Source organism: Nocardia sp. NPDC050710, from assembly GCF_040654375.1.
GTDB lineage: Bacteria > Actinomycetota > Actinomycetes > Mycobacteriales > Mycobacteriaceae > Nocardia.
In genome coordinates, this window is sequence record NZ_JBFAHV010000019.1 from 51002 (window position 1) to 77597 (window position 26596).

The following is a 26596-nucleotide window of genomic DNA, read 5'->3' on the forward strand; positions in this document are numbered from 1 at the left end:
GATCCGGGGATGATGGTGAAACCCTTCTCCAAGACGCTGAGCAGGTCGTTGGGCAGGTCTACCGCAAATTTGTCGAAATAGGCGGTGAACAGCACCTCGCCGGTGGGCAGCGATGAACAGCTACGCCGTAGGCGCAAATTCTCCGGCACCGGCTGACCGGTACCGTCGTGGGCGGCGTTCGGTTCACCACGGGGTGGTGGCGAGCGGCAGCGGTGCGGTGACGGTGCCGACGAGGTCGCGGAGGACCGCGGCGGTGGGGATGCGGGTGGGGTCCGTACTGACCAGCGACAGAACGTAGTCGGTGGCACTGCGGCACAGGTATCCGGAGAGCCGGGTGCGGGGGAGTCGATCGGGGATGAGTCCGGGGTGGATGGCGCGGGCGGCGACACCGACGCACGGGTGCGGGCCGAGGGTGCGCAGGGAATCGGGCAGCGGACCGATATTGGAGCACAATATGTCTCGTTCACCCGCGCCCTTGGAGAGCGCGTAGGCCCACCGGTCCGGGATGACCTGGAGCAATTCCTCGGGCATGCCGCCGGGAGTCGACATGCGGTATTCGTAAGCGGCCCGGGCCTTGTCACGGATCGTGGCGGGGGTATCGGCACGGGTCACCGCGATCTCGGTCATGGCGAGATCATTATCGACCCGGGGTTCGTCGCGAGTGTCGACCGGAATGCTTGCATCCAGCGACGGGCCTGGAAAGCCACTGGCCCACACAATGTTCGCGACCAACCAGATGAAGAGGCTATTGGCGGTCCCGCCCCCCGACTCGGCAACCCGATCCCAATCGGCGGCGCGGCATTGCACGACGACGCCGCTGATCCCAGGCGCACCGGTACGCACCCGGTCCGCGTCCGGAGCCCCGCGGTCCGGAATATCGCCGTGCGTCCGGCGATCGGTGTCATCGTGCTCGTGCCGCCTTCGGACCGGCGTCCGAACCCGAGGGATGCCGCTGCGTAATGCGCGGACCGTGCCGCGCAGCACGATTGACCATTGGCGTCGGGCGTCTGCCCAATCCGATACGGGCGCGACGGAATGCGACGACCATCGGTACTTCGAGCTCTCCTCGGCGAATCCGATGCTTCGGTCCGGCTCGACCATCGTGACCTTTGTCGCGAGTGCTCGGTCCACCGCGATGACCAGGGCGCGTCCGTCGGCGAGGGCATGGGAGCAGGTCAGGGCGACGACCGAACCGCCGTCGTCGAGTGCGGTCGCGGCCAGGCGCCAGCCCGGGCCGAATTCGGGATCGAGGTCGTGGCCTTGGGCGTCGGCCCATTCGAGGAGCGAATCGGTGGGGATCGGCCGGTTCGGGTAAGTGAGCGGATAGGCGCGTACCGTCGGCTGCCAGCGGCGGCGAGCGCCGGGTACGCGCGGGCGAATCACCCTGCGCCCCAACGGTCCGCCGCGTAATGCGGTGTGCACCGCGGCCAGCAGGGCGGGGTCGACGCGGTCGGCGGTGCGCCACAGGCCCTGGAGAGCGATCGGAGTGCCGAGGCCGCGGTGCGTGCGCAGGAAGATCTCGTCGACGACGCCGAGCCGGTCGTCGCACCGTGGCCGGGGTGAGGCGCCGGTATCGCTCATCGAGTTCAGTTGTGCGGTGCGCCGTGTCGGCCCGCGCCCGCCGCGAAGCGCTGGGCGCCCTCCAGTGCGCCATCGGCGAGCGCGCGCAGGCCGTGCCGGAATTCGTTGTCCATGGCCGCCACTTCGTCCAGGCCGTCCTGCTCCAGCATGGACATGCGGTCCGAGCGCAGACAGGTCTGCGGGAGCGCGGCGAGCTGGGCCGCGAGTTCCTCGGCGGCGCGGCGCGAATCACCGGTCGCCACCACGCGATTCACCAGTCCGATCTGAAGTGCCTCCGGTGCGCTGACGGCACGGCCGGTGAGTATCAGGTCCATGGCGCGGCCGTGGCCGATGATGCGGGGCAGCCGGACCGTGCCGCCGTCGATGAGCGGCACCCCCCAACGTCGGCAGAACACACCGAAGGCGCTGTCCTGCTCGGCAACTCGCATATCGCACCAGAGCGCCAGCTCCAGCCCGCCTGCCACCGCGTACCCGGAAACCGCCGCGATCACCGGCTTGGACAGCCGCATCCTGGTCGGCCCCATCGGGCCGTCCCCGTCCTCGGCGGCCCGGTTCGAGCGCTCGGTGCCGAGCGCTTTGAGGTCGGCGCCCGCGCAGAAGGTGCCGCCGTCGCCCCAGAGCACCGCGACCGCCGCGGTCGGATCGGCGTCGAAGTCACGGAACGCGTCGGCCAGGGCCTGGGCGGTAGGTCCGTCGACCGCGTTCCGGGCCTGCGGGCGGTGCAGGATCACCGTCGTGACTGGACCGGACTTCTCGACTCGGACACTCATGCCTGCTCCCTCGTTGATGCTGGGCTGCGGCGAGCGTATGTGGCACGCCGACCTTCGTGTATTCGCCGATGACCGAGCCTCGTCGCAGCGGTTCCGGCCCGTCGGCGCCGGGCTCCGCGGCGCGCGGGCCGCGCTCGTTCACCGCCTCGACCATACGACGTATTGTCCCTTGTGTGAAGAAGTGAATTCGTGATTCACTTCTTGCATGGTCTACCGGAGAACCCCGGCCGTCCAGGCCCGACTGGATGCGCAGGCCGCACTGATCGTGCAGGCCGCGACCCGGGTGCTGTCGGGTGCGGGCTTCGCCGGGCTATCGATGGCGGCGGTCGCGAATGAAGCCGGGGTGGCGACCGGAACGGTCTATAAGCACTACGACGGCAAGGCCGAACTGATCACGGCCGTCTTCCGGAAGGTGGTGGCCCGCGAGGTCGCCGCGGTCTCGGCCGCCGCCGCCACGGGCAGCGCGGTGGAGCGGGTCACCGCGGCCGTGGAGACCTTCGCGAGCCGGGCGATGAAGAATCCGAAACTCGCCTACGTGCTGCTCGCCGAACCGGTGGATCCGGCGGTCGACACCGAGCGCCTGCACTTCCGGCACGCCTTCGCCGAGGCTTTCGAATCGGCCGTCGCCGACGGTGTCGCGCGCGGTGAACTGCCTCCCCAGGACGCGCGAATAAGCGCCGCGGCATTGGTAGGCGCGATCGGCGAGGTGCTCGTCGGTCCGCTCGCCGCCGCGCCACACGGTGAATCCGTTGTCCCCGAACTAGTCTCGTTCGCCATTCGTGCGCTGGGCGCGCGCGACGGCGCCGTACCGCAGGAAACAGGAGTGCCCGATGCAGACGCATAAAGTCCTCAACCAGGTTCCGAATATCGTCCCGTTCGATCTCTCGCGCAATCCGGCCCTGATCGAGGGTCTGCACCGCGAGGGCGCCGGGTGGGCGGAGGCGGAGGTGCGCGAACTCGGCACGCTGGCAGGCGGTTCCGAGGCGCAGGAGTGGGGTCGGCTGGCCAACGAATACCCACCGGTGCTGCGCACCCACGACCGGTACGGCAACCGCATCGACGAGGTCGAATTCCACCCGCACTGGCACGATCTGATGCGGGTCGCGGTCGCACACGGCCTGCACGGCTCACCGTGGTTGGACGACCGGCCCGGCACCCACGTGGCCCGTGCGGCCAAGTTCTACACCTGGGGTGCGGCCGAAGCGGGCCATATGTGCCCGATCTCGATGACCTACGCGGTGGTGCCCGCGCTGCGGCACAACGCGCAGCTGGCGGCGGCGTACGAGCCGCTGCTCGGCAGCCGGATCTATGATTTCGGCCTGCGGGAGCCGTCCACCAAGGCCGGTCTCATCGCGGGTATGTCGATGACGGAGAAGCAGGGCGGCTCCGACGTCCGCGCCAACACCACCACCGCGACCCCGCTACCGGATGGCAGCTACCGGATCGTCGGGCACAAGTGGTTCACCTCCGCGCCCATGTCGGATATGTTCCTGACCCTCGCGCAGGCACCCGGCGGGTTGTCCTGCTTCCTGCTGCCCCGGGTACTGCCGGACGACACCCGCAACCCGATCCGGATCCAACGGCTCAAGGACAAGCTGGGCAACAAGTCCAACGCCTCCTCCGAGATCGAATACGAGAACGCCACCGGCTGGCTGGTCGGTGGCGAGGGCGCCGGCGTCAAGACCATCATCGAGATGGTGAATATGACCCGGCTGGACTGCGTGATCGGCTCGGCGACCGGGATGCGGGTCGGTGCGGTATTCGCGGTGCATCATGCCCGGCATCGGGAGGCGTTCGGCGCCAAGCTGATCGATCAGCCCGCCATGCGCAATGTGCTGGCCGACCTGGTGATCGAATCCGACGCCGCGACCACCGTGATGATGCGGTTGGCCGGCGCCACCGATCGGGCGACGAGCGATCCCGCGGAGGCGGCGCTGCGCCGAATCGCGTTGGCGATCACCAAGTACTGGGTCTGCAAGCGAGCGCCGTCGCATGCCGCGGAGGCGCTGGAATGCTTCGGCGGCAACGGATATGCCGAGGAGTCGGGCATGCCGCGGCTCTACCGGGAGGCGCCGCTCATGTCCATCTGGGAGGGCTCCGGCAATGTCGCGGCCCTGGATGCCTTGCGCGCCATGGGCCGTCAGCCGGAGACGGTGGAGGCGTTCTTCAACGAGGTCTCCCTCGCCAAAGGCGAGAACCCGCGCCTGGACGATGCGATCGCGCGGGTCGGCAAGGAACTGTCCGACCTCAGCGATATCGAGTACCGCGCCCGCCGCATCGTCGAACTCATGGCGCTGGTCCTCCAGGGCGCGCAGCTGGTCAGGCACGGCCACTCGGCTGTGGCGGACGCCTTCTGCGCCACCCGCCTCGGCGACGACTGGGGCATCGCCTTCGGCACCTTGCCGACCGGGGTGGACACCGGCGCCATCGTGGAACGCGCCTTCGTTTCCTGAGCGGTACTCCGGCTCGCCGCTCAGGCGGGCCGGACCAGTACCCGTTCGACCAGCGCGGTATCGCAGTATTCGATCACCTCGGTGATCTTTCCGTCCCCGATACGGAAGATGTAGCAATAGGTTTGGGGATAGGCATCGCCGCGAGTGGTGGTGCCGGATCCGCGCGCCCGCACGACGACGCGATCGCCCTCCGCCAGCACCAGTTCCGCGGTGCTGCGGTAGGTGCTGAACTGCGCCATCAGCGGTCGCAGCAAATGCTCCAGCACCACGTCTTTCGACTTCCAGGAACCGGACCACGACCAGTTCCCCGGAAAGTGCCACGAACAGTTTTCGTGCATCGCCTCGGCCATGGCGCGGGTATTTCCGCGGGCCATCTGTTCGAAGACATCCTGGATCAGCTTCTTGTTCTCGGCGGTATCCATGACAGGTAACGGTAGGTAGCCCCGAGGTATGCGACAAGCGATGATCTCGCATAGTTGGCATGATTGTTTCGCATGACCGAGTTCACCGTGACCGGCCTGCGCGTGGTCCGTGCCGCCGCAGCGTGCGGCTCCTTCTCCACCGCCGCCGAGCACCTCGGCTACACCCAGTCGGCGGTGTCCAGACAGATCGCGCTGATGGAACAGGCCTCGGGTCGGCCGCTATTCGAAAGACATGCGCGCGGAGTACAACTCACCGATGCGGGTCGGGTGCTCATCCGGCACGCCGATGCGGTACTCGGCGAACTCGAGGCGGCCCGCCACAATCTCCGCGACCTGACCGCCCACGCACCGGCCAGGCTGCGGGTCGGCGCGTTCTCCACCGCGATGGCCGCGCTGGTGCCTGCGGCCATCGCCGCGACCACGGCCAGGCAACCGCGGGCGCGGATACCGTTGCGGGAGGGGCCGAGCCCGCGGCTGGCCGCCGCCGTGGCCCGCGGCAGGCTGGATCTGGCTGTTGTCACCGACCCGGGTGAGATACCCGAAGGCGTGGTGGTGGAACCACTTCTGGATGATCCGTTGCTCGTCGCGGTGGGTCCCGCCCATCCGCTGGCCGGACAGTCCGGCGCCACCCCCGCCATGTTGCGCGAGGAACGTTGGATCGCGGGCAGCGCCGAATCCGGGACCACTCTGCTCGGCCCCTGGTACGACCGGACCCGCCGGCCCGATATCGCCTTCGTCGCCCGCGACTGGTTCGCCAAGATCGGACTGGTCGCCGCGGGCCTCGGCAGCACTGTCGTCCCCGGCATCGCGGTGCCGGCGCTACCGCCGACCATCGCACTGGTCCGCATCGACCACGAGGATGCGATCCGGCCCACGTCGGTCATCTATCCCTCGACGCACCGCGCCGACCCGTTGCGCCGTGCGTACACCGAAGCACTTCGCGACGCCGCCGCCGAGCTGAACGCCCAGGTCAGACAGCGCCTGCGCTAGCCGAGGCGCGGGGTGAATCCGGCCGTCGGGATCCAGGGCGAAACTCTTCAGCGGTTGGTGCGGTACCAGCGGATTAGGGTATCGGTGGATGAATCATCCTGGGGAGCAGGATCCTCCGATGCGGTGAGCAGCGGTGCGAGGGCCAGCGCCTGTTGCTTGCCGAGTTCCACACCCCACTGGTCGAAGCTGTCGATGCCCCAGAGCGTGCCCTCCACGAAGACCTGGTGCTCGTAGAGGGCGATGAGCTGGCCCACCACCGACGGGGTGAGCTGTGGGGCCAGGATGGTGGTGCTGGGGCGGTTACCCGGCATCACCTTGTGCGGCACCACCTTCGGGTCGGTGCCCTCGGCGGCGATCTCCGTGGCGGTCTTGCCGAAGGCCAGCACCTTGGTCTGCGCGAACAGATTGCTCATCAGGATGTCGTGCATGCTGCCGGTGCCGTCGCGAGTCGGCAGATCGAAGGTGGGACGGGCGAATCCGATGAAATCGGCGGGGATCAGCCGGGTGCCCTGGTGCAGCAGTTGATAGAAGGCGTGCTGGCCGTTGGTGCCCGGCTCACCCCAGAAGATCTCGCCGGTGGAGGTGGTGACCGGGGTGCCGTCGGCGCGCACCGACTTACCGTTCGACTCCATCGTGAGCTGTTGCAGATAGGCGGGGAAGCGGGCCAGATCGTTCGAATAGGGCAGCACCGCCCGGGACTCCGCCCCGAAGAAGTTCGAGTACCAGACCCCGAGCAGGCCGAGCAGCACCGGCGCGTTCGATTCCAGCGGCGCGGTCGCGAAATGCGTATCGACGGTATGCATTCCGGCCAAGAACTCGGCGAAGCGCTCCTTGCCGATGGTCGCCATGACCGAGAGGCCGATGGCGGAGTCCACCGAGTAGCGTCCGCCGACCCAATCCCAGAACCCGAACATGGCGGCGGTATCGATGCCGAATTCGGCGACCCGTTCGGCATTGGTGGAGACCGCGACGAAGTGTTTGGCGACCGCCTCCTCGCCGAGCGCGGCCACCAGCCAGCGGCGGGCGGCGGTGGCATTGGTCAGCGTCTCCAGCGTCGAAAATGTCTTGGACGCAACGATGAACAGGGTGGTCGCCGGGTCGAGGCCGTCGAGGGTGGCGATCAGGTCGGCGGGGTCGACATTCGAGACGAATCGCGCGCCGATTCCGGCGTCGGCGTAGTGCCGCAGCGCCTGATGCACCATGACCGGCCCGAGATCCGACCCGCCGATACCGATATTGACCACGGTAGCGATGCGTTCGCCGGTGGCGCCGCGCCAGGCGCCGGACCGTAGCGCATCGGTGAATTCGCCCATCCGGCGTAGGACTTCGTGCACCTCGGCGCCCGCGTCGGCGCCGTCGATCTCCATCGCCTCGCCCGCGGGCAACCGCAGCGCGACATGCCCGACCGCGCGGTTCTCCGAGGTATTGATGTGCGCGCCCGCGAACATCGCGTCGCGTCGCTCGGCGACCCGGGCCTCGCGCGCCAATTCGATGAGCAGGTGCAGGGTTTCCCTGGTCACCCGGTGCTTGCTGTAGTCGATGTGCAGCTCGCCCACCTGGACGGTCAGCTCACGACCCCGCGCGGGATCGTCGGCGAAGAAGTCTCTGAGGTGTCGCTCGGAGATATCGCCGAAGTGATCGTGCAGTTTCCGCCAGGCCGCCGTCGCGGTGATGTCGCTGCTCACGTTCGCCGAGGGTACAAGCAGGTCCGAGCGCACGCACGGGAAGTCCCTGCGAGTCGGCTCGGTGTGCTCCCGCGCCGAGCCGAAGACCGACTGCGCCGAGCCGCACAAGATTAGTCTGGCGTCATGGTGTCCGAGAGCGAACTTCTGCAATCCGTACCGGCGAAACTCTGGATCGGTGGACCCGTCGACGCGACCGGCGGCGGCACCTTTCCCGTGTACAACCCCGCGAACGGGGAGGTATTGACCCAGGTCGCCGATGCCACCCCGGAGGATGCGGTGCGCGCGCTCGACGCGGCGGTCGCGGTACAGGCCGAGTGGGCGGCGACCTCGGGGCGGGCGCGCGGCGAGATCCTGCGGGAGGTCTTCGAGCGGATCAACGCGCGTGCCGAGGAATTCGCGCTGCTGATGAGCTTGGAAATGGGCAAGGCGTTGCCCGAGAGCCGCAACGAGGTGCGCTACGGCGCCGAATTCTTCCGCTGGTTCAGCGAGGAGGCCGTGCGCGTACACGGGCGCTATCTACACGCGCCGTCCGGCACCGGGCGGATCATGGTGCACAAGCAGCCGGTCGGGCCGTGTCTGGCGATCACGCCGTGGAATTTCCCGCTGGCCATGGGCACCCGCAAGATCGGGCCGGCGCTGGCGGCAGGGTGCACGATGATCGTCAAGCCCGCTTCCGAGACGCCGTTGACCATGTTGCTGCTCGCGCGGCTGTGCAGCGAGGCGGGATTGCCGGACGGGGTGCTTTCGGTGATCACCACGAGTCGCTCCGGACCCGTGACGGGCCCGCTGCTGAACGATCCGCGGCTGCGCAAACTCACCTTCACCGGATCCACCGAGGTCGGCAAGAAGCTCGTCGAGGCCGCCGCGCACGGTTTGCTGCGGACCTCTATGGAACTCGGCGGCAATGCTCCGTTCGTGGTCTTCGACGACGCCGATATCGACGCGGCGGTGCAGGGCGCGATGCAGGCGAAGCTGCGCAACGGCGGCGAGGCGTGCACCGCGGCCAACCGTTTCCATGTGCAGAGCGGTGTACTGGAGGAATTCACCACCAAGCTGGTGGACGCCATGTCGAGCACGGTCACATTGGGTCCCGGCACCGATCCGGGCACCACGCTCGGCCCGCTGATCAACGAGGATCAGCTGAATACGGTCGGCGAACTGGTCGACGACGCGGTCGCGGCGGGCGCGCGCGTCCGGCTCGGCGGCAAGGCCCCCGGCGGTCCCGGCTGGTTCTACCCGGCCACCGTGCTGAGCGAGGTGCCGCGGCATGCGCGCATCCTGCGCGAGGAGGTGTTCGGCCCGGTCGCGCCCATCGTCGGTTTCGAGACCGAGGCCGAGGGGTTGGCCGCCGCCAACGACACCGAATTCGGCCTGGTCAGCTATGTCTACACGCGGGATCTGGACCGGGCGCTGCGGATCGCCGAAGGGCTGGAATCCGGCATGGTCGGCGTCAACCGCGGCGTGATCTCCGATCCGGCAGCGCCTTTCGGTGGTGTCAAGGCCTCCGGCTTCGGCCGCGAGGGCGGTATCGAAGGGATCGAAGAGTATCTGTCCACCAAGTACATCGCCCTGACCTGAGACGAAACGACCGCCCCGGGGCGCGAACACCCGGGGCGGCCTTTGGGAGCGGTGGTCTCGCGATCACCGCAAGGCTCTAGGCGAGGTCGTCGAACATGACAGGACCGAGCGTCGGCCGGATTCGGTCAGTGGCCGAGGCGGCCGCGACCGAGGCGCAGTAGCAGCATGGCGAGGGTGTGGCCCTCCTGGCCGAGTTCGCTGAAGCGCTCCAGCACCTTCATTTCGCGGCTGTGCACCAGGCGCGGGCCGCCAGACGCCATTCGGGTCCGACCGATGATGCGCGAGATCTCGGTGCGCCGCTTGACGGCGGCGAGGATCTCGGCGTCGAGCGTGTCGATCTCCTTGCGGAGCTTGTCGATCTCCGCCTCGGTCTGCGGCAACGCCGAATCGGACCCGGTCGTCGTGGCAGGGGTGCTCATCATTCATCTCCTCGTGTCAGAACATGGATCGGGTGGTGAGCGTCGCTCGTTACCGTCCGGTTCTTTCACCGTGAAACAGACCTAGTGGGGCCTTCCCATCATCCCCCCGGGAAGTGCGCTCAGCTATAGGGCCGCGACCGGCGATATCCGGAAGATAACCGAATCCGACGCATCGCGGCAGCGCTGATCATGGGGGTCAGTCTGCCACGGGTCGGAACCAATGCAAAACGATTGATTTTGTGAATCTGCTGAGAAGAACTCGCACAGATTTGCAGTGCACCCGCGGCCAGAGGGTTCACTGGATATTAGCGGATGTCGCGGCGGATGCCCGCATCCGGTCCGGGACTTCATCTCTGTCGGTGGCCGCCGGTAGCGTGGATGGGCAATGGACATCACGGTGGCTCCCCAGAGGCAGGCCGGGCAGGACCGGCACCCCGACGCAACCCGGAAACCGCAGGCCGACGACGGTTCCACCGGGGGGTCGATAGCGCCCGCGGCGCCCGGCGCAGCCGCCGTACCCGCCGGACTGGCCGAACAGGCGCAGCGCCGGGCCGACGACCAGGAGCAGCGCCGGATCGAACGCGAGCAGCGCCGCGCCGAGGAGTCCGAGCGGCTCCTGGAAGGTTTGAATCCGCAGCAGCGCGCCGCCGTCGTGCACACCGGCTCGCCGCTGCTCATCGTGGCGGGCGCGGGTTCGGGGAAGACCGCCGTGCTGACCCGGCGCATCGCGTATCTGCTGGCAGCTCGTGGTGCGACGCCCGGACAGATCCTCGCCATCACCTTCACCAACAAGGCCGCCGCCGAGATGCGGGAGCGCGTCACCGGACTGGTCGGCCCGCGGGCGAACAACATGTGGGTTTCGACATTCCACTCCAGTTGTGTGCGCATCCTGCGCATGCAGTCGGCCCTGTTGCCCGGATTGAATTCGAATTTCTCGATCTACGATGCCGATGATTCGCGGCGGCTGCTCACCATGATCAGCCGCGACTTCGACATCGATACGAAGAAATATTCGGCACGGCTGCTGGCTACCGCGATCTCGAATCTGAAGAACGAACTGATCGGACCGGAGCGGGCGAGCGCCGACGCCGAATCCGACGAGACCGAACTGCCCGCGCTGGTCGCCCGCGTCTATACCGAATACCAGCGCAGGCTGCGCGCGGCGAATGCGTTGGATTTCGACGATCTGATCGGTGAGACGGTGGCGTTGCTGCAGAACCACCCACAGGTCGCCGAGTACTACCGGCGCCGGTTCCGGCACGTACTGGTCGACGAGTACCAGGACACCAATCACGCACAATACGTCCTGGTCCGGGAACTGGTCGGACATCATGCGAACGCGAACGATCTGGATGACACCGACGCCGGGGCGGCCGCCGCCGACGCGGATTTCGCCGCCGCGCGGCGCGAGGACACGGTGGCGCCCTCCGAACTCTGCGTGGTCGGCGACGCGGACCAGTCCATCTACGCCTTCCGCGGCGCGACGATCCGCAATATCGAGGAGTTCGAACGCGACTTCCCGGACGCCGAGACCATCCTGCTCGAGCAGAACTACCGCTCCACCCAGCACATCCTGTCGGCCGCGAATGCGGTCATCTCGCGCAATGAGGGCAGGCGTGACAAGCGACTGTGGACCGACTCCGGCGAGGGCGATCTGATCGTCGGCTACGTCGCCGACAACGAACACGACGAGGCCTCGTTCGTGGCCCGCGAGATCGACCGGCTGGTGGATCAGGGCGATGCGAACTACGGCGACGTCGCGGTCTTCTACCGCACCAATAACAATTCGCGGGCGCTGGAGGAGATCTTCATCCGGATGGGCCTGCCCTACAAGGTGGTCGGCGGCGTCCGGTTCTACGAGCGCAAGGAGGTACGCGATATCGTCGCCTACCTGCGGGTGCTGGAGAACCCCGAGGATGCGGTGAGCCTGCGCCGGATTCTCAACACCCCGCGCCGCGGCATCGGGGACCGGGCCGAGGCGTGCGTCGCGGTACACGCCGAGCAACGCGATATCGGTTTCGCGGCCGCGTTGCGCGATGCGGCCGACGGCAAGGTGGCGCTGCTCAATACCCGGGCGCAGCGGGCGATCGCCGGATTCCTGGATCTTCTCGAGCAGATCCGGGCGGCCGGGGTGCAGGAGAATTCCGAATTCCCGGATGTCGGGAATGTGGTGGAGGCGGTGCTGGAACGCACCGGCTACCGGGCCGAGCTGGAAGCCTCCGACGATCCGCAGGACGGCGCCCGGCTCGACAACCTGAACGAACTGGTCAGCGTCGCACGGGAATTCAGCTCGGAGGCGCATAACAACGCGGAGGCGGCCCGGGAGGAGGGTCTGTTGCCGGAGGCCGCCGAGGGCGAACCCGATCCCGGTTCACTCGCGGCCTTCCTGGAGCGGGTCTCGCTGGTCGCCGACACCGACCAGATCCCGGACGAGGGTTCCGGGGTTGTCACCATGATGACCCTGCACACCGCCAAGGGCCTGGAATTCCCGGTGGTCTTCGTGACCGGCTGGGAGGACGGGCAGTTCCCGCATATGCGCGCGCTCGGCGATCCGACCGAACTGGCCGAGGAACGCCGCCTCGCCTACGTCGGCATCACCCGGGCCCGGCAGCGGCTGTACCTGAGCCGCGCGGTGGTGCGCTCCGGCTGGGGCCAGCCCGTCTCGAACCCGGAATCCCGCTTCCTACAGGAGATCCCGGGCCATCTGATGGACTGGCGACGTCTGGAACCGGCTGGTTCCCCGACCACCCGGGGTATGCGTCGCCGCGGTGACGACGACAATCTGGAACGGGATTGGACCCGCGACGGTTGGCCCGAGCCGCAACGCCCCGGTGTACAGGGTCGCGGCCCGCGCCGCCCGGCTCCCGGCGGCGCCACCCGCAACAACACGAATCTCGTACTCGCCGTGGGTGATCGGGTCAGCGACGACAAGTACGGTCTCGGCCGGGTGATCGCCGCCGAAGGTTTCGGTCCGCTGGCGACCGTCACCATCGACTTCGGTACCGCGGGCAAAATCCGGCTGATCCCGCAGTACAGCCGGACCTTGGTCAAGCTCTGACCGGGAAGGCTCGTGCCGCTACCGCGGCAGCAGATCGGTGAGTGCCTCGTCAGAGGCCGGGTAGCGGAAGGCGAAACCGGTTTCGCGCTGCACCGTCGAGGGGGCGTGGCGGCCGGTGAGCCCGAGGGCCGGATCGGTGCGGAGGACGACGGCCCGACCGTGAGCGGAGCGGCCGGGGTCGGCGGGGCCGGTGGCCGGTGCAGATGTCTGCGGAGGGCAGCCATGAGCTCACGGTTCGGACCGGAAATCGACTTTCCGCCGGGGACCGCTCCGCGCTGGTCGCGTTCGGGGCCGAGGCTGATGCCGCGGGTGGCCGGCCAGGGGACCGGGTCGACGCGGTCGGTGCCGTTCAGTCAGACCTCGAAATGGCAGGCAGTGGGGCCGGTGGATTCGCCGCGGTTGCCGACGGTGGCGATTTCGTCGCCCGCGAGCACATGCTCGCCGACCGAGACCAGCGCGCTGTTGATGTGGCCGTAGACGGTGACAGTGCCGTCGTCACCGCGCAGGCGGACCCACATGCCGAAGCCGTCGGCGGGGCCCGCGTCGATGACGGTGCCGTCCTCCACGGCGTAGATCGGGGTGCCGACGAGGGTGGCGACGCCGGTGTGCAAGGTGCCCCAGCGTGCGCCGAAGCCGGAGGTGAAAGTGCCCGCGGCGAACTTGGTGAACAGGGGCCGGAGTTTCGCGGCCTGCTCGGCGGCGAGTTCCTCGGCGAACTCGGCGCCGTTCGGTAGCACCTCGGAGAACGGGGTCGGATCGGTCGGGGTCACGGTGTCGAGCAGCTCGGGTGTGTCCGGCGCGTCGACTGAATCCTCTTGGCGCGAGGAGGAGTTGACTCTGCGAATGCCCTCCGGCCTACGCGGACATTCTCGAGCGCCACGAGCAGTTTTCCTCGGATACCGGCCGCGAATGTCCGCACAGGCCGGAGGGTAACAACGGATTTCGCAGGTATGCGAATATCCGACGGGCGTGTATTTCCTAGTCGCGCCGCACGCCGAGGCTGATGCCGCGGGTGGCCAGCCAGGGCAGCGGGTCGACCTTGTCGACGCCGTTCAGCCAGACCTCGAAATGCACGTGCGGGCCGGTGGAGAAGCCGCGGTTGCCCATGGTGGCGATCTGATCGCCCGCCATCACCCGTTGACCCTGCGACACCGTGGAGGTGTCGATATGCCCGTAGATGGTGACGGTGCCGTCATCGTGCAGCAGGCGCACCCACATGCCGAAACCGGCCGCGGGTCCGGACTCGATCACGGTACCGTCGGCGACCGCGTAGATCGGGGTGCCGATGGGGCCCGCGATATCCACCCCGAGGTGCTGCACACCCCAGCGGGCGCCGAAGCCGGAGGTGAAGTTGCCCGCGGCGAAGAACTTGCTGAACAGCGGGCGCAGCTTGGCGGCCTCGCTGGCGGCCAGTTCCTCGGCGTATTTCTGGCCCTTCTGCAGGATGTCGTTGAACTGATCGAGATTCCCCGGTGCCGAGACGTTCAGCACCTGAGGCGAATTCGGTGCGATGTCCGGGTCGGCCAGGCTCACCGACTGCGCGGCGATTTCGTGGATCTGTCCGGCGGCCTCGTAATCGATGGAGTGCGAAGGCTGTTCGGGGGAGGCCATCGCGGCTTGGCCCGCGGCGACCACCGCGCCCGCGGCGACCGCGACCACCGCGGCGCGGCCCTTGAGGGAGGCGGGCGGTGCGGGCATCCGGTGCGCTCCGCCACGCCGGTTCGAACTCCTGCCCGGGATGACGGTGGGTCCCGCGCCGGATTCGTCGGCGTCGGGGGCCCAACCCTCGCTATCAGGGGTCCAGGTCTGGTCGCCCTCGGAGGACCAGGAAGCATCGGCCTCGGGCGCCCACGGGTCGTCGGTCTCAGGACTCCACGTGACGTCCGCATCCGGTGTCCACGCGTCGTTCGATGCCCAAGCACCGCCGTTCGATGCCCAAACACCGCTGTCCGATGCCCAAGCACCGCCGTCGGACCACGAATCCTGCTGCGACCAGTCGTTGTCGGCGGTCCACGCGGAATTGTCGTAGTCGGTGCCGCCGTAGTGCGCGTCGTCGGCGGCGTGGTGTCCGCCGTCGCCGTGCTCACCGTAACCGGCGGCTCCCGCACCGGCCGCCGAGGCGAACCGGTGGTTGGACGGGGGGAAGGATCGGCTGCCCGAATCGGCATGCGCGAAGGGTTCGTTGTCGTCTCGATAACGATGTCCCGAGCGGGAGCGACTACCGGAGGCGAGGGTGGAGCGATTATTCATCGGCGATGCCACATCGTGAAGCTGGAATGGGCGGACCGGACGGTCGCGGTGCCGAGGAGTCGGCAACTGGGGGATGTCTCCTGATCAACGTCGAAACGGCTCACAGCCTGATTGAAACGGCTCGCTACCTGCGGAGCGTTGTGCTGCATCAAGGCTTGCCGTCCTCCTAGTCGTGACCTAGTTGTGACATCGACCTCATTCACGGTAACGAAACGATTGCGGGGTCCGCAAGCGCTGCGCGAGATCTGTCCAAACATGTGAGATTGATCACGGTAACACCCGCGGAATTTCTCACTGCGCACGGGGCATCCGGGTGAGGTAATCCGACGACGAGCGGTAGTAGGCCTCGGCGGTTTCCGGCTTAGCCGGTCCTACCTGGAGCACCGTAGCAAGCTACTCGCGAGTAGCCTTGGCCAGCGGTTTTCCCGGCCTCGAGCATTGGCCCGTGACCTGCGCCACTTAGGATGAACGTGGCCGATTGGCCCTCCATGTGACTGGTTAGAGTCCGACCCGACCCGCTTCCGACGTCGGGCCGCCAACAAAGACGTTGTCATAACAACGCAGACGAGACGGTGAGTACATGGATCTCTTCGAATATCAGGCGAAGGAGCTCTTCGTTAAGCACGGAGTGCCTTCGTCCGAGGGCCGCGTCACGGACACGGCCGAGGACGCCCGCGCCATCGCGGAGGAAATCGGCAAGCCGGTGATGATCAAGGCCCAGGTGAAGGCCGGTGGCCGTGGCAAGGCGGGCGGCGTCAAGTTCGCCGCCACCCCGGACGACGCGTTCACGCACGCGCAGAACATCATCGGCCTGGATATCAAGGGCCATATCACCAAGAAGATCCTGGTCGCCGAGGCCAAGGACATCGCGGAGGAGTACTACATCTCCTTCCTGCTCGACCGCTCCAACCGCACCTACCTGGCCATGTGCTCGGTGGAAGGCGGTATGGAGATCGAAGAGGTCGCCGCGACCAAGCCGGAGCGCCTGGCCAAGGTTCCGGTCGACGCCGTCAAGGGCGTCGACCTCGCGTTCGCCCGCTCGATCGCCGAGCAGGGCCACCTGCCCGCCGATGTGCTCGACGCGGCGGCGGTCACCATCCAGAAGCTCTGGGAGGTGTTCATCGGCGAGGACGCCACCCTGGTGGAGGTCAACCCGCTGGTCCGCACCCCCGACAACGAGATCCTCGCGCTCGACGGCAAGGTGACCCTCGACGAGAACGCCGAGTTCCGGCAGCCGGGTCACGCGGCCTTCGCGGACATCGACGCGACCGATCCCCTGGAGCTCAAGGCCAAGGAGAACGACCTCAACTACGTCAAGCTCGACGGTGAGGTCGGCATCATCGGCAACGGCGCCGGCCTGGTCATGTCCACCCTGGACGTCGTCGCCTACGCGGGCGAGAACCACGGTGGCGTCAAGCCCGCCAACTTCCTCGACATCGGCGGCGGCGCCTCGGCCGAGGTGATGGCGGCCGGTCTCGACGTCATCCTGGGCGACGCGCAGGTCAAGAGCGTTTTCGTGAATGTCTTCGGTGGCATCACCGCGTGTGACGCGGTCGCCAACGGCATTGTGAAGGCCCTGGAAATCCTGGGCGCCGAGGCGAACAAGCCGCTGGTCGTCCGTCTCGACGGCAACAAGGTGGACGAGGGTCGCAAGATCCTCGTCGATGCCGCGCACCCGCTGATCACGCTTGCGCAGACAATGGACGAAGGCGCCGACAAGGCCGCCGAACTGGCAGCGGCCAAGTAAGGAAACCGGAAATGTCTATCTTCCTGAACAAGGACTCCAAGGTCATCGTCCAGGGCATCACCGGCGGTGAGGGCACCAAGCACACCGCCCTGATGCTCAAGGCGGGCACCCAGGTCGTCGGCGGTGTGAACGCGCGCAAGGCGGGCACCACCGTCGCGCACACCGACAAGGACGGCAACGCGATCGAGCTGCCGGTCTTCGGCACCGTCGAAGAGGCCATCAAGGCGACCGGCGCCGACGTGTCCATCGCGTTCGTACCGCCGAAGTTCTCGAAGGACGCCATCATCGAGGCCATCGACGCGGAGATCCCGCTGCTCGTGGTCATCACCGAGGGCATCCCGGTGCAGGACACCGCGTACGCGTGGGCCTACAACGTGGAGAAGGGCAACAAGACCCGGATCATCGGCCCGAACTGCCCCGGCATCATCACCCCCGGCGAGTCGCTGGTCGGCATCACCCCGGCCAACATCACCGGCAAGGGTCCGGTCGGCCTGGTGTCGAAGTCCGGCACCCTGACCTACCAGATGATGTACGAGCTGCGTGACTTCGGCTTCTCCACCGCCATCGGCATCGGCGGCGACCCGGTCATCGGCACCACCCACATCGACGCCATCGAGGCGTTCGAGAAGGATCCCGAGACCAAGCTGATCGTGATGATCGGTGAGATCGGCGGCGACGCCGAGGAGCGGGCAGCGGCCTACATCAAGGCCAACGTCACCAAGCCGGTCGTCGGCTATGTCGCGGGCTTCACCGCTCCCGAGGGCAAGACCATGGGCCACGCGGGCGCCATCGTCTCCGGTTCGGCCGGTACCGCCCAGGCGAAGAAGGACGCGCTGGAGGCCGCGGGCGTGAAGGTCGGCAAGACGCCGTCCGAGACCGCCGCGCTGGCTCGCGAGATCCTGGAGAAGGCCAGCATCACCGCCTGATCCCGCGGAGCCTACGCAGCCCGATACGGAGGCCGCCTGTCGAATTCGACGGGCGGCCTTCGCCGTTCCCGCGCTCGGGATCACGACGATTCGAACTTTCGATTCGCGGGAAAACGGAAGGCAGCGCTGCCCCGGTGCCGGTGAGATCGCCACTGTCGCGGGGGCCCGCAAGCAGCTCGGCTGACCGGAATCGTTTGTGCCCGTCACATTTCGGTCCCCCGGGCACAGCCGGTCGCCGCATCTCCGGTTCAGGGGTGGGAAGACCGTACCGAAATCGTTATCGGCCCCGTACGCGGCCCGGGTCAGGCAGTACGGTCTGGTCTGGTCGGTCGACCAGTTGGTTAATGGTGACCTGGGCGAGCGAGTGCAGTAGCGTCAGAAGCGATCCAGCCGAAGACACGAACTCGACCTAGGAGACGACGACATGTCATACCCGACCGGGGGCTCCGGGTACAACACACCCGCGACGCCCTCCGCGCCACCCAGCCTCGGCCAGTCGCCGAGTGGTGCCAGCACAGGTACGAGCGCCTCCGGTTCCGATGCCAAGGGCCTGCCGTTCTTCCTGGTGGTCGGCGTCGCGGCGCTCGGTGCGATCAACTTCCTGCTCGGATTCCTGCCTTACGCGGCACGTGAATTCACCAATCCCGTGACCGGCGCGACCACCTCCGCGGAGAGCGCGAACGGCTTCGAGGTCCCGATCACCGGACTGCTCACCATCCTGCTCTTCGCGGGCGCGCTGGCCGGGTTGTCGGTGCTGCCGAAGCAGAACTGGAAGGGCGCGGCGGCCGCGGCCTCGCTGGCCGGTTTCCTCGGTCTGGTCTTCCAGTCCTTCTTCCTCTCCGACGGTGTGGAATTGAAGTGGGGCGCATGGCTGCTGATGTTCTTCGCACTGGTGCAGGCGGGCGTCGCGGTCGCCGCGGTGCTATTCGAGGCGGGCATCCTCACCGCGCCCGCGCCGAAGCCCGCGACCCAGTCCGCACCGCAGCCGGGCGGCTACGCCCAAGGCGGCTACGGCCAGCAGCCCTTCGGCCAGAGTCAGCCGGGCCAGTACGGGCAGGGGCAGTACGGCCAGGGCCAGTATGGCGCTCAGTCCGGTACCGGCCCGCAGTATCAGTCGCAGCAGCCCTACGGGCAGAGCCAGCCGAGCCAGCCCACCTACGGGCAGAGCCAGCCCGCGTACGGCCAGTCCCAGCCGGGCCAGGCGCAGCCCGGCCAGCCCTACGGTCAGCAGCCGTCCTACGGTCAGCAGCCCGGATACGGTGCGCCGCAGCAGGGTTCGCCGTACGGCGCCGCCCCGGCCGCGCAGCCGCGCCCGGACGAGAGCGCCACCCAGCACTTCGGTGGCGGCCAGGGACAGCAGTACGGATCGCCGAGCTACGGGCAGAGCCCGCAGGGTCAGCCCGCCCAGCCGTTCGGCGGTGAGCAGGGTAAGGACCCGGCCTCCGACGCGACGCAGGCCTTCCGTCCTTCGGACGACAACAAGTAACAGCCGACGCCGACGAGCACCCACCCCGAACCGGGGTCGGGTGCTCGTGGCGCGCTCGGGCCGGTATACGACGTCTGGCCGCCCGCGACCGGTTCGGCGTGTCCGCCCCTTCCGGGCCGGTTACGCGGCGCGCCTGACCCGTTCGCGTCGGGAAAGCTGACACGCTGAATTGTCATGAGCTCCACGAGAAACTCCCTTGGTCGCCGGACCTTCGGGTCCCGCGGCGCGCCGGGCGATTCGACGCGGCGCGGGCGCGGTGCCGATCCGGAACCGGGGCGGAGCCCACGGGGGGCGGCCGACGAAATCGGATTCCTGTCGCTGACCCCGGAACGCGCTCGGATGCTGCTCTACGTCGCAGCCCGCCCGGCGACGGTCGGGCTGGTCGCCATCAGCGTTCTGATGCTCGGCACGCTGCTGACCGCGGACACCAGCATGGAAGGCACCTCCGGCGCCATTGCCGCGGGCTGGCTTGCGGTGCACCAGGTTCCGCTGGTGATCGGCAAGACCACGCTCGGTCTGCTGCCGCTGCTGCCGACCGCGCTACTGCTCTGGCTGACCGGCCGGGATTGCGCCAGGGCCGTCGAGCCAGGCAGTTCGCGCGTCGACGTCGGGTGGGTGGTCGGCGCCGCGCTGGCCGGACCGCTACTGGTCACCGCCGTCTGCCTGGCCGTCGCGGAGGACGCCTCGGGTGTGGTCGCGCTGCAACCGCCGAACAGCCTGTCCGCCTTCGGCTGGGTCGGCGGACTGCATCTGGTCGCGGCCGGGGCGGGTATCGCGAGCCGCACTCGGCGCAGGCTGTTCACGCTGCTGCGCGCGCCGGAGTGGGCCGTCGCGGGCCTGTACGGCGCGGGTCGCACGGTGTCGCGCCTGCTGTGTTGTGCCACCGCCGTGACCGTGGTGGCGTTCCTCGCGCACTGGTCCCGGATCGGTGACACCTACCAGGACGCGGGCAATGTCGCGGGCGGCCTCGGTTTGACGCTGTTGTCGTTGGCCTATCTGCCGAATGTGGTGGTCGGCACGGTGGGCGTGCTCGTCGGTTCCGGCGTCGGATTCGGTGACGCCTCGGTCGGCGTGTTTTCCGTTGTCGGCGGCCCGATTCCGGCCGTTCCGGTGCTGGCGGCGGTGCCGATCGGGCCCGCGGCGGGGTGGTGGGCGGTGCTGCTGCTGATCCCCGCGGCGGTCGGGGCGCTCGGCGGCCTCGATGCGGGCCGGATCTCCACGGACCGGATCGCCGCACCGTGGGCGACATTGACCTCGGCCGGGTCGGCCACCCTGCTGCTGGTATTCCTCGGTGCGGTCGCGGGCGGTGATCTCGGCGCCTTCGGCAGGGTCGGGCTGGACCTGCCGATCTTCGCGGTGGCGACCTTCGCCTGGCTGGCGATCGCGGGATACGTGGGCCTGGTCTTCGCGCGCTGGTTCGTCGTCCCGGTGGGTGCGGCGTTCTCGGGGTACGACGACGATGCCGCGGACTCGCGGTACGCGGACGACGATTACGACGACTGCGACCACGACTACGACTACGACCACAACTACGACCACGACTACGACGGCGACCGCTACGACGGCGACCGCTACACCGGCAACTACTACGACGGCGACCGCTACGACGACGACCGCTACGACGACGACCGCTACGACGACTACTACGACGGCGACGACTACGCCGACGCCGACGTAGAGCTGGAAGGCGAACTGCTCGACGAACAGCCGTCCATCGCCGTTCGGCCGGCAAGGACCGCACCGCCACCCGACATCGTCGATGCCGAAGTCGTCGAAACCGATTCCGACGACCCGGATTCGGTACGGCGTCGCTGACCGCCGCTCGTACCGCCGCCGCGGCGGGTGCGGCGCGGCCCCGCGTACCCGCGGCCACGATGCCGAGGAATCCGGTGATGTGTCCGGCCACGCGCGCCGGGCTCGCGCTCGGCGCGCGCATCCTACGGCTCCTACCGGTCGAAAGTGAGCTGACCGACACCACTAGGCTCTAGTACGGCGGTGCATCATCCCTCCGCCGTCCGACTCGAGACCCAGGAGTGGAGCGCTGACGTCCTCGAACGCCCCGTGGAAGCCCACCGCCGCACCGGCCACCGTCGTCGTGCTCGCCTCGGGCACCGGGTCGCTGCTGCGCGCGCTGTTGGACGCCGCGTCTGCCGCCGACTATCCGGCGAAGATCGTCGCGGTCGGTGTCGATCGAGTCTGCGCCGCGACCGAACACGCCGACGCCGCGGGGGTGCCGCATTTCCGGGTGGCGCTGAAGGACTTCCCGGATCGCGCGGCCTGGGATGTCGCGCTGACCGACGCGGTCGCCGCCTACCAGCCGGATCTCATCGTCTCCGCCGGGTTCATGAAAATCCTCGGCCCCACCTTCCTGGCGCGATACGGCGGCCGGATCATCAACACCCATCCCGCGCTGCTGCCGTCCTTCGCGGGCGCGCACGGGGTGCGTGACGCGCTCGCCTACGGGGTGCGGGTCACCGGGTCGACCGTGCATCTGGTCGACAGCGGCGTCGACACCGGCCCGATCCTCGCGCAGGAGGCGGTGCCGGTGCTGCCCGACGACGACGAGGGCACCCTGCACGAGCGCATCAAGGTTGTCGAGCGACGGTTACTGGCGGAGGTTGTCGCCGCCGTCGCCACGCGTGGCATTGTCTCCGACGGACGAAAGGCAGTAATTCCAGATGAGCGGGTGCTCCGGTGAGTGAACGTAAGCCGATCAGCAGGGCGCTGGTAAGCGTCTACGACAAGACCGGGCTCATCGAGCTCGCGACCGGTCTGCACGCCGCGGGTATCGAGCTGGTCTCGACCGGCTCGACCGCGAGCAAGATCGCCGACGCGGGCATCCCGGTGACCAAGGTCGAGGATCTGACCGGATTCCCCGAGACCCTGGACGGCCGGGTCAAGACCCTGCACCCGCGGGTGCACGCGGGCATCCTCGCCGATACGCGTAAGCAGGAGCACGTCGACCAGCTGGTGGAACTCGGCGTCGCGGCGTTCCAGCTGGTGGTGGTGAATCTGTATCCGTTCACCCAGACCGTGGCGAGCGGAGCGAGCCCGGACGAATGCGTCGAGCAGATCGATATCGGCGGCCCCTCCATGGTGCGCGCCGCCGCCAAGAACCACCCGTCGGTGGCCGTGGTCGTGGACAGCGGCGATTACGACGAGGTGCTCGGCGCCGTGAAATCCGGCGGCTTCACCCTGGCGGAGCGGACCGCGTTGGCGGCCAAGGCTTTCCAGCACACCGCGTCCTATGATGTCGCGGTGGCGAGCTGGATGACCAGCGTGCTGGCGCCTGGGGTGGCAGAAGAGCAGGCGAGCACCCCGTTCCCCGGCTGGATCGGCGGCAGCTGGGAGCGTGCCGCGGTACTGCGCTACGGCGAGAACCCGCACCAGGCCGCGGCCCTCTACACGAATAACGACGGCGTTATCGGGCTGGCGCAGGCGCGGCAGTTGCACGGCAAGGAGATGTCGTACAACAACTACGTCGACGCCGATGCCGGATGGCGCGCCGCCTACGACCACGATGCCCCCGCCGTGGCCATCATCAAGCACGCCAACCCCTGTGGGATCGCGCTCGGCGCGGAGATCGCCGAGGCGCACCGCAAGGCGCACGCGTGTGACCCGGTCAGCGCCTTCGGCGGCGTGATCGCGGCCAATCGCGAGGTGACCGTCGAAATGGCCGAGCAGGTCGCGGAGATCTTCACCGAGGTCATCGTCGCTCCCTCCTACGCCGACGGCGCGGTGGAAGTGTTGCAGCGCAAGAAGAATGTGCGCATTCTGGTCGCCGAGCCGCCCCGCCGCGCGGGTGCCGAGCTGCGGCCGATCAGCGGCGGTGTCCTGCTGCAGCAACGCGATGTCCTCGACGCCGACGGTGACGACCCGGCCAACTGGACCCTGGTGGCCGGCGACGCCGCCGATGCCGAAACCCTGCGGGACCTGGAGTTCGCCTGGCGGGCCTGCCGCGCCGTGAAGTCCAACGCGATCCTGCTCGCGCACGACGGCGCGTCCGTCGGTGTCGGTATGGGTCAGGTCAACCGGGTCGACGCGGTCGGTCTAGCGGTGCAGCGGGCGGGTGACCGGGCCAAGGGTTCGGTGGCCGCGTCCGACGCGTACTTCCCGTTCCCGGATGGTCCGCAGACGCTGATCCAGGCGGGCGTGCGCGCCATCGTCCAGCCGGGCGGCTCGGTCCGTGATCAGGAGACCATCGATATCGCCCGCGCGGCCGGTGTCACCTTGTACCTCACGGGTGCTCGCCACTTCGCGCACTGACACGCCGCTGTCATTTCTCGAATGCCCCGCCGATCGGATCTCCCGTTCGGCGGGGCATTCGGCATCGATGTGCTGTCATGCCCCGGCGAACAGTCGCGGGCTTCGGCTCGGCGGGGCACGGTGGCGGACATTCGAGGCGCGCGGAGCGTGCGGCCGCAGTACGGGGGTCTTATTTCGTAAGGTAGCCGCATGTCCCTGCGCGCCTTGCTGATCGCCGCGGTCTTCACGGTCTCGGTCGTGGTCGTCGATGGTCCCGCCGGGGCCGAAACTCCAGTGCCGCAGACCCTGCCGTCACTGAAGAGCTGGGAACCCGGCGGCAGCGGCTTCACCCTGGGCGAGCGCCCCCGGGTGGTCTACATCCAGGAGACGTTGCGTGACACCGCACTGGATTTCGCCGCCGGGGTGGAGGCTGTCACCGGTAGGGAGGTAGTCGTGCAGCCGGGCGGCTCGGCGGATCCCGGCGATATGGTGCTCGGCACCGGCCCGATCGACGGTGCCCCCGATAAGGAGGAGGCGTACCGGATCTCGGTGGGCGATTTCCTCGAACTGCGGGGTGCGACGGGTGCGGGCGTCTTCTACGCCACCCGCTCCGCATTGCAGATACTGCGCCGGTCGCAGGTGATTCCCGGTGGCGCGGTGACGGATTGGCCCGAGTACCCGGAACGCAGTCTGATGCTCGACGTGGGCCGCGAATTCATGCCGGTCGAGATGTTGCGCGCGCAGATCCGGCGGATGGGCCAGCTCAAGCTGAATCTGCTGCACCTGCATTTCTCGGATAGCTTCGGTTTCCGTCTGGACAGTGATCGGCATCCGGAAATCACGGCGCCACAGCACTATTCGAAGCAGGACATCCGCGAACTGATCGATTACGCGGCGCGCTACCAGGTCGAGATCGTGCCGGAGGTGGACTTCCCCGGTCATATGAACGCCATCCTCGCCGCCCACCCCGAGCTGCGCCTGCGCAGTGCGACCGGCACGGTCTCCGAGTCCGCGATCGATATCTCGGATCCGCGCAGCTACGACCTCATGCGCGACATCCTCGAGGAGTTCCTGCCGTTATTTCCCGGGCGCTACTGGCATCTGGGCGCGGACGAATTCCTGTTCGAGGGCACGCGACTGGCGAGCTTCGATGACTATCCGCAGCTCGGCGCGTATGCCAAGGCCACCTACGGTCCGCAGGCCCAGCCGGTGGACGCGTACCTCGGACTGATCAACTGGGGGGCCGATATCGTGCGCGCGCACGGTAAACGTCCCCGCATCTGGAACGACGGGCTGCACGCCGGCGAGGGCACGTTGACCATCGGTTCGGATATCGTCATCGACTTCTGGAGCCGGGCGGGCGTTCCGAGCCTGCCGCTGCCCTTCTTCGGAATCGCCCGTACCGCACCGGATCTCATCGCGGCCGGGTATCAGGTCAAGAATGCGGCGTTCGTGCCGACCTATTACGTGACGGGCAGGCCGGCCAGCATCGTCGACCTACCACCCGCCGTCGCCTACGAGCTCTGGGATCCCGCGGTTTTCGTCGACGGCGGCCGGTTGAATCCGGAGCAGAATGTCGCCAACCTGGGCTCCGGGTTGTACGTCTGGTGTGACGATCCGACTGTCCAGACGCCGGATCAGATTTCGGTCTCGATCACCATGCTGTTGCGGGTCATGGCGCAGAAGACCTGGGGTCCGGCACGGGCGGGCAGTTTCGCGGAGTTCGCCGCGCGCTCCGACCTGATCGGCGAGCCCGTGTCCTAATGCCGGAGCGAACCCGTGGACAACTCGAATGCCGCTCGGCTGCGTCCGTGTTCGTCGCCGACGGTGGATGATCGCCGGATGATGGAAATGTGACGGGCAACACCACCGCGACGATGGAGTAACCATCGAATCGGACGATAGTCCAGTAACCTGCGGATTTGCGGCATCGAGTCGACCAGCGGGGACTATGTGTTTGAAGTGGCTGCTATCTGGGTAACACTGTGTCCCTGCATATTTGGCGCATTTCGAGCACGTCCGTGGCGACCGTTGAGATTGTGTTACGCGCCCCGCGTGTTCGGAATGTCGTGGTGCACAATGCATAGCATGCGTATCGTTATGGTGGGATCATCCGGCTTTTTGGGCAAGCATCTGGTGACCAGGCTCAGGGCCGACGGTCACGAGGTTATCCGATTGGTGCGTCGCGAACCGACGGCCCCCGACGAATCCTTCTGGGACCCCCGCACTTCCGTACTCGACCGTGAAGTCCTGGCCGGCGCCGATGTCGCGATCAATCTCTGTGGCGCCGCGATCGCGGGCGAACGCTGGACCCCGGCCTATAAGGAGCTGTTGCGCGACAGCCGTATCGTCTCGACCAGGGTGCTCGCCGAGGCGGTCGCAGAGGTGGGCGTTCCGGTCCTGCTCAATGCCTCGGCGGCGGGCTTCTACGGTGACACCGGCGACCGTGAGGTGGACGAATTCTCTCCGGCGGCAACGGATTTCCTGGGCACCATGTGCCGGGAATGGGAGGAGGCCACCGCACCGGCGGCCGCCGCGGGTGCCCGGGTGATCATGCTGCGCACCGCGAATGTGCTGGCCGGGGACTCGGAGATCATCACCAAGCTGCGTCCCATCTTCAAGCTCGGCCTCGGCGGCCGCTTCGGCTCGGGGCAGCAGTTCCTGCCGTGGATCTCCCTGCCGGACTGGAATGACGCGGTGGTCTCGCTGCTCACCAGCTCCGTCTCGGGACCGGTCAATCTGGTGGCGCCGGAGGCGGTCACCAATGCCCGGTTCGCCAAGGCTCTCGCGGCCGCGCTGCACCGGCCCGCGGTGATGGTGCTGCCCGCCGGGGTGTTGAAAATGATCGGCGGCGAGGCGGGCGCAGAGCTGCTGCACGGCCACAAGATGCGGTCGAAGGTGCTGGAGAGCACCGGCTTCCGGTTCGAACACGACACGCTGGAACGCGCGCTGGCCTGGGCGCTCGCGCGCTGATTCTCGATTCGAC

The 26596-nt window shown here is 68.0% G+C and carries 19 protein-coding genes and 1 pseudogene; 13 read left to right on the plus strand and 7 right to left on the minus strand.

Annotation, left to right across the window (positions count from 1 at the left end; translation table 11 throughout):
* Positions 1 to 183: 183 nt before the first annotated feature.
* On the minus strand, positions 184 to 1581 hold the full coding sequence (locus AB0H61_RS27150; RefSeq protein ID WP_357309863.1) for a hypothetical protein: 1398 nt from the start codon (positions 1579 to 1581) through the stop codon (positions 184 to 186).
* A gap of 5 nt (positions 1582 to 1586) precedes the next feature.
* On the minus strand, positions 1587 to 2351 hold the full coding sequence (locus tag AB0H61_RS27155) for a crotonase/enoyl-CoA hydratase family protein (RefSeq protein WP_357309866.1): 765 nt from the start codon (positions 2349 to 2351) through the stop codon (positions 1587 to 1589).
* A 205-nt stretch (positions 2352 to 2556) separates the two neighbouring features.
* Between AB0H61_RS27155 and AB0H61_RS27160 the strand changes: the two genes are divergently transcribed.
* Together AB0H61_RS27160 and AB0H61_RS27165 are read left to right on the plus strand one after the other, a co-directional pair.
* Complete coding sequence (locus tag AB0H61_RS27160; protein ID WP_357309869.1) at positions 2557 to 3195, plus strand: TetR/AcrR family transcriptional regulator; 639 nt, start codon at positions 2557 to 2559, stop codon at positions 3193 to 3195.
* Positions 3182 to 4804 (plus strand): acyl-CoA dehydrogenase family protein, encoded by a 1623-nt coding sequence (locus AB0H61_RS27165; RefSeq protein WP_357309871.1) that lies wholly within the window; start codon positions 3182 to 3184, stop codon positions 4802 to 4804. The genes AB0H61_RS27160 and AB0H61_RS27165 overlap by 14 nt, the downstream gene beginning before the upstream one ends.
* A 20-nt stretch (positions 4805 to 4824) precedes the next feature.
* Here AB0H61_RS27165 and AB0H61_RS27170 read toward each other — a convergent pair whose 3' ends face one another.
* Positions 4825 to 5226 (minus strand): nuclear transport factor 2 family protein, encoded by a 402-nt coding sequence (locus AB0H61_RS27170; RefSeq protein ID WP_357309874.1) that lies wholly within the window; start codon positions 5224 to 5226, stop codon positions 4825 to 4827.
* A 72-nt stretch (positions 5227 to 5298) separates the two neighbouring features.
* Here AB0H61_RS27170 and AB0H61_RS27175 point away from each other — a divergent pair, with 72 nt between their 5' ends.
* Positions 5299 to 6216, plus strand: a complete 918-nt coding sequence (locus AB0H61_RS27175; protein ID WP_357309876.1) for a LysR family transcriptional regulator — start codon at positions 5299 to 5301, stop codon at positions 6214 to 6216.
* Between the two features lie 47 nt (positions 6217 to 6263).
* Here AB0H61_RS27175 and pgi read toward each other — a convergent pair whose 3' ends face one another.
* On the minus strand, positions 6264 to 7901 hold the full coding sequence (pgi, locus tag AB0H61_RS27180; RefSeq protein ID WP_357309879.1) for a glucose-6-phosphate isomerase: 1638 nt from the start codon (positions 7899 to 7901) through the stop codon (positions 6264 to 6266).
* Positions 7902 to 8024: 123 nt separating this feature from the next.
* Here pgi and AB0H61_RS27185 point away from each other — a divergent pair, with 123 nt between their 5' ends.
* Complete coding sequence (locus tag AB0H61_RS27185) at positions 8025 to 9479, plus strand: NAD-dependent succinate-semialdehyde dehydrogenase (protein ID WP_357309880.1); 1455 nt, start codon at positions 8025 to 8027, stop codon at positions 9477 to 9479.
* A 125-nt stretch (positions 9480 to 9604) separates the two neighbouring features.
* Here the strand turns inward: AB0H61_RS27185 and AB0H61_RS27190 are convergent, their stop codons facing one another.
* Entirely contained in the window at positions 9605 to 9898 is a 294-nt protein-coding gene (locus AB0H61_RS27190) for a chorismate mutase (RefSeq protein WP_357309882.1), read from the minus strand.
* 385 nt (positions 9899 to 10283) lie between these two features.
* On the opposite strand from AB0H61_RS27190, the gene pcrA reads away from it, so the two are divergent.
* Positions 10284 to 12956 (plus strand): DNA helicase PcrA, encoded by a 2673-nt coding sequence (pcrA, locus tag AB0H61_RS27195; RefSeq protein ID WP_357309885.1) that lies wholly within the window; start codon positions 10284 to 10286, stop codon positions 12954 to 12956.
* 290 nt (positions 12957 to 13246) lie between these two features.
* Here the strand turns inward: pcrA and AB0H61_RS27200 are convergent.
* Together AB0H61_RS27200 and AB0H61_RS27205 are read right to left on the minus strand one after the other, a co-directional pair.
* A pseudogene (locus AB0H61_RS27200) lies at positions 13247 to 13672 on the minus strand (M23 family metallopeptidase); the annotation flags it as partial.
* 262 nt (positions 13673 to 13934) lie between these two features.
* Entirely contained in the window at positions 13935 to 15206 is a 1272-nt protein-coding gene (locus AB0H61_RS27205) for a M23 family metallopeptidase (RefSeq protein ID WP_357310119.1), read from the minus strand.
* A gap of 580 nt (positions 15207 to 15786) precedes the next feature.
* Here AB0H61_RS27205 and sucC point away from each other — a divergent pair.
* From sucC to AB0H61_RS27245, 8 genes are all read left to right on the plus strand, one after another.
* Positions 15787 to 16953 carry an ADP-forming succinate--CoA ligase subunit beta gene (gene sucC, locus AB0H61_RS27210; RefSeq protein WP_357309887.1) on the plus strand — a complete coding sequence of 389 codons (1167 nt, stop codon included), beginning with the start codon at positions 15787 to 15789 and terminating at the stop codon, positions 16951 to 16953.
* 11 nt (positions 16954 to 16964) lie between these two features.
* Entirely contained in the window at positions 16965 to 17879 is a 915-nt protein-coding gene (gene sucD, locus AB0H61_RS27215) for a succinate--CoA ligase subunit alpha (protein ID WP_357309889.1), read from the plus strand.
* A 424-nt stretch (positions 17880 to 18303) separates the two neighbouring features.
* Entirely contained in the window at positions 18304 to 19365 is a 1062-nt protein-coding gene (locus AB0H61_RS27220; RefSeq protein WP_357309891.1) for a DUF5336 domain-containing protein, read from the plus strand.
* A 174-nt stretch (positions 19366 to 19539) separates the two neighbouring features.
* Entirely contained in the window at positions 19540 to 21180 is a 1641-nt protein-coding gene (locus tag AB0H61_RS27225; protein WP_357309894.1) for a DUF6350 family protein, read from the plus strand.
* A gap of 226 nt (positions 21181 to 21406) precedes the next feature.
* Positions 21407 to 22063: a phosphoribosylglycinamide formyltransferase gene (purN, locus tag AB0H61_RS27230; protein ID WP_357310122.1), complete on the plus strand. Its 657-nt coding sequence runs from the start codon at positions 21407 to 21409 to the stop codon at positions 22061 to 22063.
* A complete protein-coding gene (gene purH / locus AB0H61_RS27235) occupies positions 22060 to 23631 on the plus strand; it encodes a bifunctional phosphoribosylaminoimidazolecarboxamide formyltransferase/IMP cyclohydrolase (RefSeq protein WP_357309896.1) in 1572 nt (523 codons plus the stop codon). Before purN ends, purH begins: the two co-directional genes overlap by 4 nt.
* A 189-nt stretch (positions 23632 to 23820) precedes the next feature.
* The gene (locus tag AB0H61_RS27240; protein ID WP_357309898.1) at positions 23821 to 25374 is read left to right on the plus strand and encodes a glycoside hydrolase family 20 protein; all 1554 of its coding nucleotides are present in this window, start codon (positions 23821 to 23823) and stop codon (positions 25372 to 25374) included.
* Between the two features lie 324 nt (positions 25375 to 25698).
* Positions 25699 to 26583: a TIGR01777 family oxidoreductase gene (locus AB0H61_RS27245; protein WP_357309900.1), complete on the plus strand. Its 885-nt coding sequence runs from the start codon at positions 25699 to 25701 to the stop codon at positions 26581 to 26583.
* Positions 26584 to 26596 lie beyond the last annotated feature (13 nt).